At 63.5% G+C, this 20,881-nt stretch carries 2 protein-coding genes (1 of these 2 running past the window's edge); both read left to right on the top strand.

Annotation, left to right across the window (positions count from 1 at the left end):
* A complete protein-coding gene (locus ACOYXJ_RS21820; RefSeq protein WP_460371363.1) occupies positions 1-13,017 on the top strand; it encodes an amino acid adenylation domain-containing protein in 13,017 nt (4,338 codons plus the stop codon).
* Positions 13,014-20,881: the start of a non-ribosomal peptide synthase/polyketide synthase gene (locus ACOYXJ_RS21825; protein WP_460371364.1), read on the top strand. The gene runs 9,961 nt beyond the window's last position; only the first 7,868 of its 17,829 coding nucleotides appear in the window; it begins with the start codon at positions 13,014-13,016; its stop codon lies off the right edge, out of view. The genes ACOYXJ_RS21820 and ACOYXJ_RS21825 overlap by 4 nt, the downstream gene beginning before the upstream one ends.

Raw genomic sequence — 20,881 nt, forward strand, 5'->3', positions numbered from 1 at the left:
ATGCATTTCAGCGAACTGATGGCTGCCATTTCCACCCATGCGATCCGCCTTCAACAGGAAGATGAAGACTTGGTCATTCTGGGCAGCGACGACGCGCTGGATGACGCGTTATGGGACAGCCTCGCGGCGCACAAGGCGCAACTGCTGGAGCTGGTCGCCCAACATGGCGGCGACTGGCTGAGTCCTGCGTTTCGCATCACTCCGGACATGCTGCCGCTGGTGACGCTGAATCAGGACACCCTTGACCGCATCGTTGCCACGGTGCCGGGTGGCGCCGCCAACGTGCAGGACATTTATCCCTTGTCCGCGTTGCAGGAGGGCATGCTCTATCACCACCTCTCGGCCGCTGCCGGTGACCCTTACATCTCGCAGGCGCGCTTCGTGTTCGACAGCCAGCAACGGCTGGATGCCTTCGCCGACGCGCTGCGTTGGGTGGTCAAACGTCACGACATCCTGCGCACGTCGTTCGTCTGGGAATACCTCGACGAACCGGTGCAAGTGGTCTGGCGCGAGGCGCCGCTGGTGTGTGAGGCAATCCGCGTCGACAGCGGTGCCGACGTGCTCACGCAATTGCTCGAACGTCACGACCCGCAGCACTTCCGCCTCGACATGCAGCAAGCGCCACTGCTGCGCATGGTCTATGCGCAGGATCCCGCTCAGGGCCGCGTGGTCGCGCTGTTGCTGTTTCATCACATGATCATGGATCACGTGGCGCTGGATGTGCTGCGCCGGGAAGTTCAGGCCTGTCTGCTCGGGCAGACTGCGCAAGTGCCAGCGGCGGTGCCGTATCGCGATCACTTGGCCAAGGCGCGCAGTGCAGGCAGTGAGCAGGCGCAGGAAGCATTTTTCCGCGAGATGCTCGCTGATATCGACGAGCCGACGCTGCCATGTGGCTTGCAGGATGTGCAGGGCGACGGTCATGCCATCGAAGAAGCCGCGTTGCTGCTCGACAGCCACTTGAGCCAACAGTTGCGCGAGCAGGCGCGGCAGCTCGGCGTGAGCGTTGCGAGCCTGACACATCTGGCGCTGGCGCGGGTGCTCGGGCAATTGTCCGGGCGCACGGCGGTGGTGTTCGGCACCGTGCTGCTGGGGCGGATGGACGCGGGCGAGGGCGGTGAGCAGGCGTTGGGCATGTTCATCAACACCTTGCCGCTGCGCGTTGATGTCGGCGCACAAAGCGTTCGTGCCGGCGTGCGGGCGACCCATCAGCGCCTGACTGCGGTGCTGGCGCATGAGCAGGCCTCGCTGGCTTTGGCGCAACGCTGCAGCGCCGTCGCAGTGCCGACGCCGCTGTTCAGCGCGATCCTCAACTACCGGCACAGCAGCGTCGAAGAAGTCGCTGACGTGGTCGACATTGCCCCCGGTGTGCAGGTGCTCGGCGCCCGCGAGCGCACCAACTATCCGCTGACGATCAACATCGATGACCTCGGCGTGGACTTGCGCATCACTGCGCTGGCGGATGCGGCGCTGGGTGCCGAGCGCATGGCCGCTTACCTGAACACGGCGCTGGAGAGTCTGCTCGCGGCGCTGCAAACCAGCGCCGATGTGCCGCTGCAGACGCTGCAAATCCTCCCGGCCAGCGAACGTGAATACTTGCTGCGCGGCGTCAACTTACCGCTGGCGCAGTTTCCCGAAACCCCTCTGATCCACCAACAATTTGAAGCTCATGCGCAGGCCCGACCTGACGCCACAGCGCTGATTTTCGACGAGCAGGCGCTCAGCTACGGCGAACTCAACCGCCGCGCCAATCAGGTCGCCCACCATTTGCTGGCGCTGAACATTCGCCCTGACGACCGTGTCGCCATCTGCGTCGAGCGCGGCCCGCAAATGCTCATCGGTCTGCTGGGTGTGCTCAAGGCAGGCGCCGGTTATGTGCCGATCGATCCGGCCTATCCGCTCGACAGAATCAGTTTCACCTTGCAGGACTGCGCCCCGGCGGCGCTGCTGATGCAGGCGGCGACCCGCGATCGCGTGGCCGCTCTCGAGGTGCCGCAGATCGACCTCGACAGCGCTCACCTCAAAGCCGAACTCGACAGCAATCCGCAGATCCCCGAGCTGACCCCGGCGCATCTGGCGTACGTGATCTACACCTCCGGCTCCACCGGTTTGCCCAAAGGCGTGATGGTCGAGCACCGCAACGTGGCGCGGCTGTTTTCTGCCACCCAGGACTGGTTCCAGTTCAACCAGCAAGACATCGGGGTGCTGTTCCATTCCTTCGCCTTCGACTTTTCGGTGTGGGAAATCTGGGGCGCGCTGGCGTTCGGCGGGCAATTGCTGTTGATCCCGCAAGCCGTCAGCCGTTCGCCGGACGACTGCTATGCATTGCTCTGCGAAACCGGCGTGACCGTGCTCAACCAGACGCCGAGCGCGTTCCGCCAACTGATCGCTGCCCAGGGCCGCAGCACCTTGCAGCACTCCTTGCGGGAAGTGGTTTTCGGCGGTGAAGCGCTGGAGCCGGGCTTGCTCAAACCGTGGTATGCGCGGGTCGGCAATGCCGGAACGCGGTTGGTGAACATGTACGGCATCACCGAAACCACCGTGCACGTGACCTATCGACCGCTGCAAGCCGCCGATGCGCAATTGCTTGGCGTCAGCCCGATTGGCGTGCGCATTCCCGACCTGCAACTGTATGTCCTCGATGCGCAGCGCGAACCGGTCCCTGCCGGCGTGATTGGCGAGTTGTACGTCGGTGGCGCGGGTGTGGCGCGCGGCTATCTGAATCGCGAAGCACTGACCGCCGAGCGTTTTATCAATGATCCGTTCAGCGACAACGCCGATGCGCGTTTGTATAAAACCGGTGACCTCGCGCGCTGGGCCGCCGATGGCAGCCTCGAATACCTGGGCCGTAACGACGATCAAGTGAAGATTCGCGGTTTCCGCATCGAACTGGGCGAAATCGAAGCGCGCCTGTGCGCTTGCGAAGGTGTGCGCGAAGCCGTGGTGATCGCCCGTGAGGACAGCCCCGGCGATCAGCGTCTGGTCGCGTACTGGCTGGCCGATGAAGGTGCGGCGCCGGATGTGGCGCAATTGCGTGATCATCTGTTGGCAGTGTTGGCCGACTACATGGTACCGAGCGCCTTCGTGCGTCTGGACGCTTTGCCGCTGACCACCAATGGCAAGCTCGACCGCAAAGCCTTGCCGGCACCGGACAGCGATGCATTCGCCCGGCGTGGTTTCGAGGCGCCGGTTGGTGCCGTGGAAAACCTGATTGCCGAACTCTGGCAGACCTTGCTCGGTGTCGAACAGGTCGGTCGTCACGACAATTTCTTCGAACTCGGTGGTCATTCGCTGTTGGCAGTGAAGCTGATCGAACGCATGCGCCAACAGGATCTGCACTGTGACGTACGCGTGTTGTTCGGTCAGCCGAGCGTGGCAGCGCTGGCGGCGACCTTGAGCAGCGAACGCGGCATTGTCGTTCCAGACAACCTGATCGAACCGGGTTGCACGCGCATTACCCCAGCCATGTTGCCGCTGGTCAATCTCGACCAAGCCGCTATCGACCGCGTGGTTGCCAGCGTGCCGGGCGGCATCGCCAATGTGCAGGACATCTATGCTCTGGCACCGTTGCAGGCGGGGATTCTCTATCACCACCTGGCCACCAGCGCCGGCGATCCGTATGTGTTGCAGGCGCAATTTGCCTTCGATGGTCTGGCGCAGATCAAAACCTTCGTACGAGCCTTGAACGGCGTGATCAAACGCCATGACATTCTGCGTACCGGCATCGTCTGGGAAGGACTGGAAGAGGCGGTGCAAGTGGTCTGGCGCGAGGCGCCACTGGCGCTGGAACGTGTCGATGCCGATGAACTAGACGGCGACGTGCTCGAGCAGATGCAGGCGCGTTTCGATCCACGCCACTATCGTCTCGACCTTGATCGCGCGCCGCTGATGCGCTTTGTCTACACCGAAGATCGGCCACACCAGCGCTGGATCGGCATTCTCCTGCTGCACCATATCGTCCTCGATCACACCGCTTTGGAAGTGCTGGTTGCGGAAATGAACGACGTCATGCTCGGCGGCAGCAGCGACCTGCCGCCGCCGGTGCAATACCGCCACTTTGTCGCGCAGGCGCGGCTTGGCGCCGATGATCAGGCGCATGAGGCGTTCTTCCGCGAAATGCTTGGCGATATCGACGAACCGACCGTGGCCTTCAATTTGCAGGACGTGCACGGCGACGGCAGCGCGATCCTCGACAGTCATTCCGATCTTGACGCCAGCCTTGGTCAGCGTCTGCGCGAGCAAGCACGGCGGCTGGGTGTCAGCGTGGCCAGTCTGGTGCATCAGGCCTGGGCGCAGGTGTTGGCGCAGGTGTCCGGCCAGCAAGACGTGGTGTTCGGCACCGTATTGCTCGGGCGCATGCAAGGTGGAGAGGGCGCTGATCGGGCGTTGGGCATGTTCATCAACACCTTGCCGTTGCGCGTCAGCGTCGCTGCTGAGGCGGTAGAACACGGCGTGCGTGCCACCCATGCGCGTCTGGCGCAGTTGCTCGGCCATGAGCAAGCCTCGCTGGCACTGGCCCAGCGTTGCAGTGGTGTCGCCGGGTCGCAGGCGCTGTTCAGCACCTTGCTCAATTACCGCCACAGTGCGCCGGAGTCGGCCGCTGTAACGTGGGACGGCGTGCAGATTCTCAGCTCGCGCGAGCGTAGTAATTATCCGTTGGTGGTCAGTGTCGATGACCTCGGCGAGGGGTTCCGCTTGAGCGTGCAAGCCGTGCCGCAGGTGAACGGTGCGCGGGTCTGCGATTTCTTGCAAACCGCGTTGTACAGCCTGGTCACGGCGCTGGAGTACACGCCGACGGCGCCGTTGCAACAGCTATCGATCGTGTCACCGGGCGAGCGGCAGCGGGTGCTGGTTGGCTTCAACATCAGCGGTCGTGAATACCCGCCCGCGCAGACAGTGCCGCGACTTTTTGAAGCGCGAGTCTTGGCGCATCCCGAAGCATTGGCGGTGGTGCAGGGTGAGCAACAGTTCAGCTACCGCGAACTGAATCAGCGCGCCAATCGTCTCGCTCATCACTTGATCGGCCTCGGCGTGCAAACCGATGACCGCGTCGCGCTGTGCCTGCGTCGCGGCCCGGACATGCTTGTTGGAATGCTGGCGATTCTCAAGGCCGGCGCCGGATATGTGCCGATTGATCCGGATTACCCGGCAGAACGCATTGCCTACCTGTTGCAGGACAGCGACCCGATCGCGGTGCTGGCGCAGGCCTCGACGCGCGACCTGCTTGGCGCTGTCCCCGTGATCGATCTGGGCACCAACGACTGGCGGCACTTGCCTGACACCAACCCGGCACTGTCGGGGCTGACCCCGGCGAATCTGGCCTACGTGATCTACACCTCGGGCTCCACCGGGCAGCCAAAAGGCGTGATGGTCGAGCACCGCACTCTGGAAAACCTCGTGCACTGGCACGCCGAAGCTTTCGATCTGCACGCCGGCAGCCACACCGCCAGTGTTGCCGGTTGCGGTTTCGATGCCATGGCCTGGGAAGTCTGGCCAGCGCTGTGCGTCGGCGCGACCGTGCATCTGCCACCGCCTTCGATCGGCAATGAACACTTGGATGAATTGCTCGAGTGGTGGCGCGCGCAGCCGTTGCAGGTGAGCTTTCTGCCGACCCCGGTCGCCGAATATGCATTCAGCCGTGAGCTGGGCCATCCAACCCTGCGCACGCTGCTGATCGGTGGCGATAAATTGCGCCAGTTCCCACGGGATCAGACGTTCGCTGTGATCAATAACTACGGCCCGACCGAAGCCACGGTGGTGGCGACGTCCGGGCGCATCGAGCCCGGGCGGGTTTTGCACATTGGCCGGCCGATTGCCAATGCCAAAGTCTATTTGCTGGACCGCCAGCAACAACCGGTGCCGACCGGTGTGCAAGGCGAGTTGTATGTCGGTGGCGCCGGGGTTGCACGCGGTTATCTGAATCGTCCGGAACTGACCGCTGCACAATTTCTTGACGACCCGTTCAGCGACGAGCCGCACGCACGGATGTACCGCACCGGCGACCTCGCGCGCTGGCTGGACGACGGCAATATCGAATACCTGGGGCGCAACGACGATCAGGTGAAACTGCGCGGTGTACGCATTGAACTCGGCGAAATCGAAGCCGCGTTGAGCGCTCATGACGCGGTCCGCGAATGCGTGGTCCTGGTGCGCGACGGGCGTCTGGTGGCCTGGTTCACCGACATCGAGGCGGTCGAGATCAGCGACTTGCACCGCCATCTGCAAGCGCGACTGCCGGACACTTTGGTGCCGGCCGCCTATGTGCGACTGGACAGCCTGCCGCTCACGGCCCACGGCAAACTCGATCGCAAGGCCTTGCCCGAACCGGATCAGGACGCGTGGCTCAGCCGTGAATATGCAGCGCCACAAGGCCCGGTCGAGATCGCGTTGGCACAGATCTGGGCCGACGTACTCAACATCGAGCAGATCGGCCGTCACGACAACTTCTTCGAACTCGGCGGCCATTCGTTATTGGCGGTGAGCCTGATCGAACGCATGCGTCAGGCCGGTCTGAACGCCGATGTGCGCGTGCTGTTCAACCAACCGAGCCTCGCCGCGCTGGCGCGAGCCTTGGGCAGTGGCCGGGAAATCGCAGTGCCGGTCAACCTGATACCGGCCGATTGCACGTACATCACTCCCGATATGCTGACCCTGACCACGCTGGATCAAGCCAGCATTGATCGTATTGTTGCGACGGTGCCGGGCGGCGCCGCCAATGTGCAGGATATCTATCCGCTGGCACCGTTGCAGGAAGGCATTCTTTATCACCATCTGAGCGCCGAGCAGGGCGATCCATACTTGCTGCAATCGCGTCTGGCTTTCGACAGCCTCGAACGTTTGCAAACCTTCGCCGAGCACTTGCAGCAGGTCATCGCCCGCCACGACATTCTGCGCACCAGCGTGGTCTGGGAAGGTTTGCCCAGCCCGCAGCAAGTGGTCTGGCGTCAGGCGCAGATGGTTGTGCAAAAGGCACCGCTGGAGGCGCAGGACGGCGACATCCTCGAGCAGTTGCACGCGCGTTTCGATGCCCGGCATTTCCGCCTCGACTTGAATCAGGCACCGTTGATCCGCATGGTCTACGCCGAGGATCCGGCGCAACAGCAAGTCGTCGCCATCGTGCTGTTCCATCACTCGATTCTTGACCACACCGCCATGGACGTGATCGGTCGGGAAATGCACGCGTTGATGTTCGATCAGCTCGACACACTGACGCCGCCGATGCCGTATCGCAATTACGTGGCGCAGGCCCGCTTGGGCGCCGATGCGCAGGAACACGAAGCGTTCTTCCGCGAGATGCTTGGCGATATCGACGAGCCGACCTTGCCCTTCGGTCTGCAGGATGTCCAGGGCGACGGGCGTGGCATCGAAGAAGCGCTGCAACCGGTGGATGCCGCGCTCAATCTGCGCCTGCGTGAACAGGCGCGGCAGTTGGGCGTCAGCCCGGCGAGCCTGATGCACATGGCCTGGGCGCAGGTGCTGGGCGTGGTCTCCGGCCGCCGCGACGTGGTCTTCGGCACCGTGTTGATGGGGCGCATGCAGGGTGGCGAGGGCGCCGACCGCACGCTGGGAGTGTTCATCAATACCTTGCCGCTGCGCGTCGATCTCGCTGAAGGCGTGCGCGTCGGGGTGAAAACTACTCATGCGCGGCTGACAGCGCTTTTGGGTCATGAACACGCATCGCTGGCGCTGGCTCAACGATGCACTGGCATGGCCGGTTCCGCGCCGCTGTTCAGCGCGTTGCTCAACTACCGGCACAGTGCCGCCGAGCAGCAGCCGCATGACGGCCAGGGTATCTGGCAGGGCGTGCGCATGCTTGGCGGCGAGGAGCGCAGCAATTATCCGCTGACCCTGTCGGTGGATGATCTGGGCGAAGGTTTTGTCCTCGACGTGCTGGCGGTCGCCGAGATCGGTGCGCAACGGATCTGCAGTTACATGCACACCGCGCTCGAACATCTGGTAACGGCACTGGAAGAGGCGCCGCAACGTCCGCTCAACCGGTTGCCGGTGCTCTCGGTGGCGGAATACGAACACTTGCTGGTCGGCTTCAACCAGCACTCAGCAGCCTATCCGCGTGGCGCGACGATTCAGCGCTTGGTCGAGGCTCAGGCCGAGCAGCAGCCGGACGCACTGGCCGTGGTGCAGGGCGCGCAGCACCTGACCTACGCGCAGCTCAATCAGCGTGCCAATCGCCTGGCCCATCACTTGCTCGGCCTCGGCGTGCAGCCCGATGACCGCATCGCCGTGTGCCTGCGCCGCAGCCCGGACATGCTCGTCGCGTTGCTGGCGATCCTCAAGGCCGGCGCCGGTTATGTGCCGGTCGATCCGGCGTACCCGGCGGAACGCATCGCTTATCTGTTGCAGGACAGCGCGCCGATGGCGGTGCTGGCGCAGGCGTCGACGACTGATTTGCTTGGCGCCGTGCCGCTGATTGATCTGGACAATCCCGCCTGGCTACAACTGTCCGACAGCAATCCGCAACTGCCGGCGCTGACCCCGGCGCATCTGGCCTATGTGATCTACACCTCGGGTTCTACCGGCCAGCCGAAAGGTGTAATGGTCGAACACGCGACGCTGGAGAACCTGGTGCACTGGCACTGCGAGGCCTTCGACCTGCACGCCGGCAGCCACACGTCGAGCGTCGCCGGTTTTGGTTTCGACGCCATGGCGTGGGAGGTCTGGCCGGCGCTGTGTGTCGGCGCGACCCTGCACCTGCCGCCGCAAATGGTGAACAACGAGCACCTCGATGAGTTGCTGGAATGGTGGTGCGCGCAGCCGTTGCAGGTGAGTTTCCTGCCGACGCCGGTGGCCGAATATGCGTTCAGTCGCGACCTAGGCCACCCGACCTTGCGCACGCTGTTGATCGGTGGCGACAAATTGCGCCAGTTCCCGCGTGAACAGACCTTCGCGGTGATCAATAACTACGGTCCGACCGAAGCCACGGTGGTTGCGACTTCTGGCGCGGTCGAGGCCGGGCAGGTGCTGCACATCGGTCAGCCGATGGCCAACGCGAAGATTTATTTGCTCGACGACCAGCAGCGCCCGGTACCGGTTGGCGTCGCCGGCGAGTTGTATGTTGGCGGCGCCGGTGTGGCGCGCGGGTATCTGCAGCGCCCCGAACTGACCGCCGAACGCTTCCTCGACGACCCGTTCAGCGATGAACCTCAGGCGCGCATGTACCGTACCGGCGACCTCGCGCGCTGGCTGGCTGACGGCACAATCGAATACCTGGGTCGCAACGATGATCAAGTCAAACTGCGCGGCGTGCGCATCGAACTGGGTGAAATCGAAGCGGCGTTGAGCGCTCACGCGGCCGTGCAGGATTGCGTGGTGCTGGTGCGCGACGGCCAGTTGCTGGCGTGGTTTACCGAACGCCTGAGCGTCGATATCGAGGATTTGCGCAGTCATCTGCAAGCGCAGTTGCCGCAAGCCCTGGTGCCCGCCGCTTACGTGCGCCTGCAATCCCTTCCGCTGACCGCCAACGGCAAGCTCGACCGCAAGGCGTTGCCGGAGCCGGATCAAACCGCGTGGCTGAGCCGCGAATACGCCGCGCCGCAAGGTTCGGTGGAAATCGCGCTGGCGCAGATCTGGTCGGAGGTCTTGAACGTTGAACAGGTCGGCCGTCACGACAACTTCTTCGAACTGGGCGGGCATTCGTTGCTGGCGGTGACGCTGATCGAACGCATGCGTCAGGTCGATCTGAGCACCGATGTGCGCGTGCTGTTCAGCCAGCCGACCCTGGCCGCGCTGGCGGCAGCGGTGGGCAGTGGCCGCGAGGTCGAGGTGCCGGCCAATCTGATTGCCGCCGATTGCACGCTCATCACCCCGGGCATGCTGCCACTGGTGCAACTGGATCAGGCCAGCATCGAGCGCATCGTCGCCACGGTGCCGGGTGGCGCTGCCAACGTGCAGGATATTTATCCGCTGGCGCCGTTGCAGGAGGGGATTCTGTATCACCATCTCAGCGCCGTGAAAGGCGATCCGTACCTGCTGCAATCGTGTCTGGCGTTCGACAGTATTGAACGTTTTCAAGGGTTCGCTGCGGCGCTGCGTCAAGTCATGGCGCGCCACGACATCCTGCGTACTTCGATAGTCTGGCAAGGCCTGACGGCGCCGGTGCAAGTGGTCTGGCGGCAGGCGGAGCTACCGGTCCAAGCCGTGGCGCTGGAGCCTGCGCAAGGTGAAGCCATCGATCAGTTGCGGGCGCGCTTCGATGCGCGGCACTGGCGTCTGGAACTTGATCGGGCACCGCTGCTGCGTCTGGTATATGCCCTTGACCCCTACAGTCAGCGCGTGGTTGCGATGTTGTTGTTCCACCACATCGCCATGGACCACACCGCGCTGGCGGTGGTCAGCGCAGAAATGCAGGCGATTTTGCAGGGCGATGAGCAACTGCCGGTGGCTGCGGTGCCGTACCGCAATTATGTTGCGCAGACTCGTCTTGGTGTCAGCGAACAAGAGCACGAAGTGTTCTTCCGCGAAATGCTCGGCGACATCGACGAACCGACACTGCCGTTCGGTTTGCAGGATGTGCACGGCGACGGCAATGACATCGAGGAAGTCTGCCAGGCGCTACCCGCTGCGGTGGCGCAGCGGCTGCGCAGTCAGGCACGCTTGCTCGGCGTCAGCGTCGCCAGCCTGTTCCATCTCGCCTGGGCGCAAGTGCTGGCGGCAACGTCCGCTCAGGAACGCGTGGTTTTTGGCACGGTGTTACTCGGTCGCATGCAGGGCGGCGCGGGTGCGGATCGCGGACTGGGCATGTTCATCAACACCTTGCCATTGCGTGTGGATGTCGATGAGTCCGACGTGCGCGCCGGGGTCAAGGCGACCCATGCGCGGCTCAGTGCGCTGCTGGCCCACGAACATGCTTCGCTGGCGCTGGCCCAGCGTTGCAGCGGTATCGCGGCGCCGTCGCCACTGTTCAGTGCGATGCTCAACTACCGGCATAGCGACAATGAAACCCGACAAGAGGCCAAGCGTGAATCCTGGCAGGGCATCGAATCGCTGGTCGGCGAGGAGCGCACCAATTACCCGTTGACCCTCAACGTCGACGATCTGGGCAGCGGTTTTGAACTGACAGTGATGACGCCGTCGCGCATCGGCGCAGCGCGCATCGGTCAGTACATGGAGAACGCGCTGACCGCGCTGGTTGAAGCCTTGGAGCACACCCCACAGCAAGCGTTGAATCGCCTGACGGTGTTGGCGGACGAAGAGCGGCAGGCGTTGCTGTTCGGCCTCAACGACACCGACGTCGATTACGACCTGCAGCAGACGCTGCACGGCTTGTTCGAGGCGCAGGTGCGACGTACGCCACAGGCTGTCGCCGTAGTCGCCGGCGAACAGGCATTGAGCTACACGCAGCTGAACGAACACGCCAACCGCTTGGCCGGGCATTTGATCAGCCTTGGCGTGCAAGTCGATTCGCGGGTGGCGATCTGCGTCGAACGCAGCCTGGAAATGGTCATCGGCTTGCTGGCGATCAACAAGGCCGGCGCCGGTTATGTGCCGCTGGACCCGGCCTATCCGCCGGAACGTCTGGCCTACATGCTTGAGGACAGCGCGCCGGTCGTGGTGCTGGTGCACGGTGCGACCCGCGCGCTGTTGGGAGAGCTCTCGGCATCTGTAATCGACCTCGACCAGAACACCTGGCAAACCCTGTCTGCCGAGAATCCGCAAATCGCGGGGCTGACGCCCCAACACAGCGCCTACGTGATCTACACCTCCGGCTCGACCGGCCAACCGAAAGGCGTGGTCAACGAGCATGCCGGTGTGGTCAACCGCTTGCTGTGGATGCAGGACGCTTATCGCCTGACCGCTGCCGATTCGGTGTTGCAGAAAACTCCGTTCAGCTTTGACGTGTCGGTGTGGGAGTTCTTCTGGCCGTTGATGACCGGCGCGCGACTGGTCATGGCGCGGCCCGACGGGCACAAGGATCCGCAGTACCTGAGCGAAGTGATCGAGCGCGAACACATCACCACGCTGCACTTTGTGCCGTCGATGCTCGACGTGTTCCTCGCCAACAGCGACACCACACGCTGCGACAGCGTGCGGCAGGTGATGTGCAGCGGCGAGGCGTTGCCGGGCAGTGTGGTGCGGCGTTTCAAGCTGCAATTGCCGGGTAGCGGTTTGCATAACCTGTATGGTCCGACCGAAGCGGCCGTTGACGTAACCGCGTGGGATTGCTCTGGGCCTATTGAGCAGGTTCCGGACAACACACCCATCGGCAAACCGATCGCCAACACTCGGATGTACATCCTCGATTCGCAACAGCAGCCGGTGCCGCAAGGTGTGGTCGGCGAGCTGTATATCGCTGGTGTGCAGGTGGCGCGCGGGTATCTGAACCGACCTGAGCTGAGTGCCGAGCGCTTCCTCAACGATCCGTTCCAGCCTGGCGGGCGCATGTACCGCACCGGTGACGTCGCGCGGTATCGGCCAGACGGCAACATCGAGTATCTGGGGCGTAACGATGATCAGGTGAAGATCCGCGGTCTGCGCATCGAACTGGGCGAAATTCAGGCACGCCTGACCCAGATCCACGGCGTGCAAGAAGCGGCGGTGGTGGCCCGTGAAGACGTGCCGGGCGACAAACGTCTGGTCGCGTACTACACCGGCGAACGCCTGGAAATCGACCTGCTGCGCAGTCAACTGCTGGAGCACTTGCCGGACTACATGGTGCCCGCCGTGTTCGTGCATCTCGACGCTTTGCCGCTGAGCCCCAACGGCAAGCTCGACCGCAAGGCCCTGCCGGCGCCGGATCAGCAAGCGCTGAAAACCCGCGAATACGAAGCCCCGGTGGGCGAAGTGGAAATCACCCTCGCACGGCTCTGGGCCGAGCTGCTCAACGTCGAACGAGTAGGGCGTCACGACCATTTCTTTGAGTTGGGTGGTCACTCGCTGCTGGCGGTCAGTCTGATCGGCCGGTTGCGTCAGGAAGGCATGGAAGCCGATGTCAGGTCGCTGTTCGAACATCCGACCCTGGCCGGCTACGCCGCAATTACCGAAAGAATGGAGATCGTCCTGTGAACGTGATCGAACTGTTGGCCACATTGAAGGCTAAAGACATCCAACTGGCGGTCACCGATGATCAGCTGCGGGTGAACGGCAACAAACAGGCCTTGAGCGATCCGGCGTTGCTGGCGCTGTTGCGCGAACACAAACCGGCGCTGATCGAACTGATCAAGGCCGGGCAATACTCGGCCACCAAGGCCGGTCAGGTCGAAGTGCCGGCCAATGGCATCGCGGCCGACGCCACGCAGATCACCCCGTCGATGCTGACCCTGGTCGAGCTGGATCAGGCCTGTATCGACCACCTCGTGGCGCAAGTGCCCGGCGGCGCGGCGAATGTGCAGGATATCTACCCGCTGGCGCCATTGCAGGAAGGCATTCTTTATCACCACGTCAGTGGCGGTGAAGGCGATCCGTATGTCATGCAGTCGCATTTCGCCTTCACCAGTCGCGAACGTTTTCAGGCGTTCGCGCAAGCGTTGCAAACGGTGATCGATCGCCATGACATTCTGCGCACCTCGGTGCACTGGCAAGGCCTGGATGCTCCGGCGCAGGTGGTTTGGCGTCGCGCCGAACTGCCCGTGGAAGAACTCGTGGTGCCAGACGCTGGCAGCGATGTGCTGGCGTACCTGCACGAGCGTTTCGACGCCCGACACTTTCGCCTCGACGTCAGCCGCGCGCCGCTCATGCGCCTGGCCCATGCCTGGGACGAAGCCGGACAGCGAGTGATCGCCACCTTGCTGTTTCATCACATGGCCCTCGACCACTCGGCCCTCGACGTGGTGCGGCGTGAAATGCGCGCCTGCCTCAGCGGCCAGCGCGAATTGTTGGGGCGGCCGGTGCCGTTTCGCAATTACGTGGCGCAGGCGCGTCTGGGTGTCAGCGAAGCCGAGCATGAGGCGTTTTTCCGCGACATGCTCAGCGACATCGACGAGCCGACGTTGCCGTACGGCTTGCAAGACGTGCAGGGTGACGGCAGCGAGATTGCCGAATTGAGCCAGCCGATCGAGCCGCTGCTGGGCCAGCGCTTGCGCGCCCAGGCACGCCAGCTCGGGGTGAGTGCCGCGAGCCTGTTTCACCTCGGTTGGGCGCAGGTGCTGGCAGCGTTGACCGGCAAGCAGCAGGTGGTGTTCGGCACGGTGCTGATGGGGCGCATGCAGGGCGCCGAAGCCATTGACCGCGCGCTGGGAATCTTCATCAACACCTTGCCGTTGCGGGTGAATGTCGACAGCGCTGACGTGCGTGCCGCCGTCAACGCGACCCATGCGCGGCTGACCTCGCTGATGCGCCATGAATACGCGCCACTGGCCTTGGCCCAGCGCTGCAGCAACGTGGTCGCACCGACGCCACTGTTCAGCACGCTGCTCAACTACCGCCACAGCCACAACGTCACCACGGCCAGCGCTGAAACGCTCGCGGCGTGGGCGGGCATTGCTACCCTGCACTCCGAGGAGCGCACCAACTATCCGCTGACCCTGAGCGTTGACGACTTCGGCGACGCGTTCAGTCTGACGTTGCTGGCGAGCACGCAAATCGACCCCCAGCGGATTTGCGCCTACATGCATTGCGCGCTGGAAAATCTGCTGCTGGCACTGGAGCAGGCGCCGCAAACACCGGTCAATCTACTGCCGGTTCTGCCGGCAGCGGAGCTTGAGCAAGTACTGGTCGGCTTCAACGCTACGCAAATGAGTTTCCCGCCGGCCCAAACCCTTCAGCAACGCTTTGAAGCGCAGGTTGCCGAGCGGCCTGAAGCGCTGGCAGCAGTGTTTGCCGACGCACAATTGACCTACGCCGAGTTGAACCGCCACGCCAATGCCCTGGCGCATCACCTGATCGAGCGCGGGGTAAAACCCGACGACCGCGTGGCCATCGTCGCCCGCCGGGGGCTCGATACGCTGATCGGGCTGGTCGCGATTCTCAAGGCCGGCGCTGGTTACGTGCCGGTCGATCCGGCCCATCCGACCGAGCGCTTGAACTATCTGCTCGGCGACAGCACGCCGGTGGTCGTCCTCACCCAAACCGATCTGCGTGAGCGCTTGCCGGCGCTGGACGTGCCGGTGATCGACCTCGACCGCTGCACCTGGCCACTGACCTGCACGCTCGACCCGCAGGTGCCGGGCCTGACCGCCTCACATCTCGCGTATGTGATCTACACCTCCGGTTCCACCGGCCTGCCCAAAGGCGTGATGGTCGAGCATCACACCTTGAACAACCTGGTCGATTGGCACTGCACGGCATTCGACCTGTGCGCCGGTCGCCACACTTCGAGCCTCGCCGGTTTCGGTTTCGACGCGATGGCCTGGGAAGTCTGGCCGGCGCTGTGCGCCGGCGCGACCTTGCACTTGGCGCCGACCCACAATGGCAATGAAGATATCGACGCGCTATTGGCGTGGTGGCAGGCGCAACCGCTGGACGTGAGCTTTCTGCCGACGCCGGTGGCCGAATACGCCTTCAGCCAGAACCTCGAACACCCGACCCTGCGCACGCTGCTGATCGGCGGTGACCGCTTGCGCCAGTTCAATCGCAACCAGCATTTCGACGTGATCAACAATTATGGCCCGACCGAGGCCACGGTGGTCGCCACATCGGGAAGGATCGACAGCGGCGAGGCGTTGCACATCGGTAAACCAGTGAGCAACGCCACGGTGTACCTGCTTGATGAGCAGCAACGTCCGGTGCCGATGGGCGTGGCGGGCGAGCTGTACGTCGGCGGTGCGGGTGTCGCTCGTGGTTACCTCAATCGAGCGGAAATGACCGCCGAGCGTTTTCTGCGTGACCCGTTCAGCCGCTTGTCGAACGCGCGCATGTACCGCACCGGTGACCTTGCGCGCTGGCGCGAGGACGGCACGCTCGAATACCTGGGGCGCAATGACGATCAGGTGAAAATCCGTGGCGTGCGTATTGAACTGGGGGAAATCGAAACCTGCCTCAATCAGTTGCCGGGGATTCAGGAAGCCGTGCTGCTGGCCCGCGAAGATCAGCCCGGCCAGCCACGACTGGTGGCGTATTTCACCGAACAAGCACAGGTTGAAGCGCTGCCGGTCGGCGAGTTGCGCGCGCAACTGCTGAGCCGCTTGCCGGAGTACATGGTGCCGGTGGCGTTCGTCAAACTTGCCGCGTTGCCGTTGACCGCCAATGGCAAGGTCGACCGCAAAGCCTTGCCGGCGCCGGAGCTGTCGGCGCTGTTCACTCGCGAATACGCGGCGCCCGAAGGCGAGGTGGAAACCGCGCTGGCACAGATCTGGGCCGACGTGCTGCAGGTTGACCGGGTCGGGCGTCAGGATCACTTTTTCGAACTCGGCGGCCATTCGCTGCTGGCGATGCGCATGGTCTCGCAAGTGCGCCAACGGCTTGGCGTCGAACTGGCACTGGCTGAGCTGTTCGCCAACGCCGAACTGGCGGCGGTCGCTGCGGTACTGAGCGAAGCGGGGCGCTGCACGCAACCAGAGATTGTGCCGGTGCCGCGTGACGGCGCCTTGCCGCTGTCGTTCGCCCAGCAACGCTTGTGGTTTCTGGCGCAAATGGAAGGCGCCAATACCGCTTACAACATTCCCGTGGCCCTGCGTTTGCGTGGCCGCCTCGACGACGCTGCGCTTCAGCGTGCACTGGCGCGGATCGTTGCCCGCCATGAAACCCTGCGCAGCCGTTTCGCCCAGTTCAATGATCAGGCACAGGTGCTGATCGCGCCGGTCGACAGCGGCCTGTTGCTGCGCGTCGAGGACCTGCGCCAACACCCGCAACCCGAGCAAACCTTGCAGGCGCTGATTCAGGGCGAAGCCTCGGGGCCGTTCGATTTACAGGACGATGCGCTGATTCGCGGTCGGTTGGTCCGTTTGGCCGACGATCATCACGTGCTGTTGCTGACGCTGCACCACATCATCTCCGATGGCTGGTCGATGGGTGTTCTGACCCGCGAACTGATGGCGCTGTATCAGGCCTTCAGCCACGGTCAGCCGGATCCACTGCCGCCGCTGGCGCTGCAATACACCGATTACGCCGTGTGGCAACGGCGCTGGCTCAGCGGTGAGGTGTTGCAGCGCCAGAGCGAATATTGGCAGCAGACGCTGGCGGGCGCGCCGGCGCTGTTGCTGTTACCGACCGATCACGTGCGGCCGGCGCAGCAGGACTATGCCGGCAGCAGTGTCGACGTGGTGCTCGATGAACGTTTGAGTGCCGGCCTCAAAGCGTTGTGTCAGCGCCATGGCGTGACGCTGTACATGACGCTGATGAGCGCCTGGGCCATGCTGCTCAGTCGTTTGTCCGGTCAGTCTGAGGTGGTGATCGGCTCGCCCGTGGCCAACCGCAGCCGTGCCGAGATCGAAGGCTTGATCGGCATGTTCGTCAACACCCTGGCCTTGCGCATCGACACCTCGGGCGAACTCAGCGTCGAAGCGCTGCTGGCCCGAGTCAAGGCGCTGACGCTGGCGGCGCAGGCGCATCAGGATCTGCCGTTCGAGCAGGTGGTGGAAATTACGCGGCCACTGCGCAGTCTGGCGCACAGCCCGGTGTTCCAAGCGTTGCTCAGTTGGGACGGTCTGCAAGGCCCGGCGCTGGCCCTCGGTGATTTGACCCTGGAAGGCGTGGCGGAGCCGAGTCACTTCGCCAAGTTTGATGTCTCGCTGAACCTGAGCGAGTCCAACGGTGCGATTCGTGGTTCGCTGGAGTACGCCACGGCACTGTTCGACGAGGCGACGGTGCTGCGTTTTGCCGGATATTTCCAGCGTCTGTTGCAGGCGATGGTCGCCAATGATCAAACGGTGCTGGAACACGTGCCGCTGCTGGCGCAGGACGAACAACAGCGGCTGCTGAATGATTTCAATGCCACGGCAGTGGATTACAACCTTGAGCAGAACCTCCACGGTCTGTTCGAGGCGCAAGTGGTGCGCACGCCACAGGCGCCGGCGGTAGTCGCCGGTGAGCAGCGCCTGAGCTATGCCGAGCTGGACGCCAAGGCCAACCAACTGGCGCGGCACTTGCGTGGCTTGGGCGTGCAGGCGGATTCGCGGGTGGCGATTTGCGTCGAGCGCGGTCTGGACATGGTTGTCGGTCTGCTGGCGATCCTCAAGGCTGGCGGTGGTTATGTGCCGCTGGACCCGGCGTATCCGCTGGAACGTCTGGCCTACATGCTGGACGACAGCGCGCCGCTGGCGGTGCTGGTACAAGGTTCCACTCGCGGGCTGCTCGGTGACGTCACCCTGCCTGTGATTGATCTCGATCAAGCGCACTGGCAGTCGCTGTCGAGCGACCCTCTGCCGACCGCCGAGCTGACCCCGCAACACATGGCGTACGTGATCTACACCTCCGGTTCGACTGGCCAGCCAAAAGGCGTGATCAACGAACACACCGCGGTGGTCAACCGCTTGCTGTGGATGCAGGACGCCTACCCACTGACAGCGGCGGACACGGTGTTGCAGAAGACGCCGTTCAGTTTTGACGTGTCGGTGTGGGAGTTTTTCTGGCCGCTGATGACCGGTGCACGTCTGGTCATGGCGCAGCCCGGTGGCCACAAGGATCCGCTGTATCTCAGCGAAATCATCGAGCAGGAACGGATTACCACGCTGCACTTCGTGCCGTCGATGCTCGACGTGTTCCTTGCCCACGGCGACACCCAGCGCTGCTCGGAACTGCGTCAGGTGATGTGCAGCGGCGAAGCATTGCCGGGCAGTCTGGTGCGGCGTTTCAAACGGCAATTGCCGGGCAGTGCGTTGCACAACCTCTATGGCCCGACCGAAGCCGCCGTCGACGTGACCGCGTGGAATTGCGCCGGGCCGCTGGAGCAAACCCCGGACAACACGCCGATCGGCAAACCGATTGCCAACACCCGCATGTACATTCTCGATGGCCAACAACAACCGGTCCCGCAAGGCGTTGTCGGTGAGCTGTACATCGGTGGCGTGCAGGTGGCCCGTGGTTACCTCAATCGGCCTGAGCTGAGTGCCGAGCGCTTCCTCGATGATCCGTTCCAGGCCAATGGCCGCATGTACCGCACCGGCGACGTCGCCCGCTATCTGGCCGACGGCAACATCGAATACCTGGGCCGCAACGACGACCAGGTGAAAATCCGCGGCTTGCGTATCGAACTGGGTGAAATACAGGCACGCCTGACCCAGATCGAGGGGGTGCAGGAAGCGGTGGTGCTGGCCCGCGAAGACGTGCCCGGCGACAAGCGTCTGGTCGCGTATTACACCGGGGAACGGCTGGACATCGAAACGCTGCGCAGCCATCTGCTGGAACATTTGCCGGACTACATGGTGCCTGTGGTGTTCGTGCACCTCGATGCGCTGCCACTGAGCCCGAACGGCAAACTCGATCGCAAGGCATTGCCAGCGCCGGATCTGGCGGCATTGGTCGCGCGTGAATACGAGGCGCCGGTTGGCGAAGTGGAAATCCTTCTCGCGGCGCTCTGGGCGCAATTGCTCAACGTCGAACGCGTAGGGCGTCACGACCACTTTTTTGAGCTGGGCGGGCACTCGCTGATGGCGGTGAATCTGCTGGCGAAAATGCGTCGTGCCGGCCTCAGCGCCGATATTCGCGTGCTGTTCAACCAGCCGACGCTCGCTGCGTTGGCGGCGGCCGTCGGTGGTCAGCCGCAAGCCGAGGTCCCGGCCAATCGCATTACACCTGACTGCACGCGTATCACGCCGGCACTGCTGCCACTGCTGACGCTCGATCAAGCGAGCCTTGACCGCATCGTCGCCAGCATCCCCGGCGGCACGGCCAATGTGCAGGACATTTATCCGCTGGCGCCGTTGCAGACGGGCATTCTGTTCCATCACTTGGCGGCCGCTCACGGCGACCCCTACGTGTTGCAGGCACAGTTTGCGTTTGCCGACGAACAACGCCTGAACACCTTCACTGAAGCTTTGCAGAAGGTCATCCAGCGCCACGACATTTTGCGCACCTCGCTGTTCTGGGAAGGCCTCGAAGACCCGGTGCAAGTGGTTTGGCGCCAGGCGTCGCTGGCCTGCGAAGGTATTGCGCTGGAGGACATGAACGGCGATGCACTGGCGCAGTTGCGCGCTCGCTTCGATGCCGGCCATTACCGCATGGCCGTCAATCAGGCGCCGCTGATGCGCGTGGTCCACGCGTGGGACGCAGTCAATCAGCGGGTTGTCGCGTTGCTGCTGTTCCATCATCTGGTGATGGATCACGTCGCGCTGGAAGTGCTGCAACAGGAAATGCAGGCCTTCCTCAGCGGCCAGCCGCAACGTCTCGCCGAGCCGGTGCCATACCGCAATTACGTGGCGCAGACATTGGCCGGAATGAGCGATGAGCAGCATGAAAGCTTCTTCCGCGACATGCTCGGCGATGTCGACGAGCCTACCTTGCCTTACGGCCAGGCCCTGGCACAGGAAGGACTGGCTGAACAGGCGCGGTTGACCCTCGACCTCGGTCTGAGCCGCGACATCCGTCAGCAGGCGCGGCGTCTGGGTGTCAGCGCCGCGAGCCTGATGCACCTGGCCTGGGCGCAGGTGCTCGGGCAGTTGTCGGGCCGCGATGATGTGGTGTTCGGCACGGTATTGCTCGGGCGCTTGCACGGCGGCGAGGGCGCCGAGCGTGCCCTCGGGGTGTTTATCAATACCTTGCCGCTGCGCATCGATCTGAGCGCGCACAGTGTCAAAGGCGCGGCATTGGCTACCCATCAACGGCTGAGCCAATTGCTCCAGCACGAACACGCGCAACTGGCGCGTATCCAGCATTGCAGCGCGATGGCGCCAACCACGCCACTGTTCAGCACTTTGTTCAATTATCGTCACGGGGCTGCGGCGCCAGCGAGTTCTACCGAGGCCGCAGCGGCCTGGCAGGGCATGCAATTGCTGGAAGCCGAGGAACACAGCAATTATCGCCTGACCCTTAGCGTCGACGATCTCGGCGAAGGCTT

It is taken from the genome of Pseudomonas sp. Tul2A7, assembly GCF_054790505.1.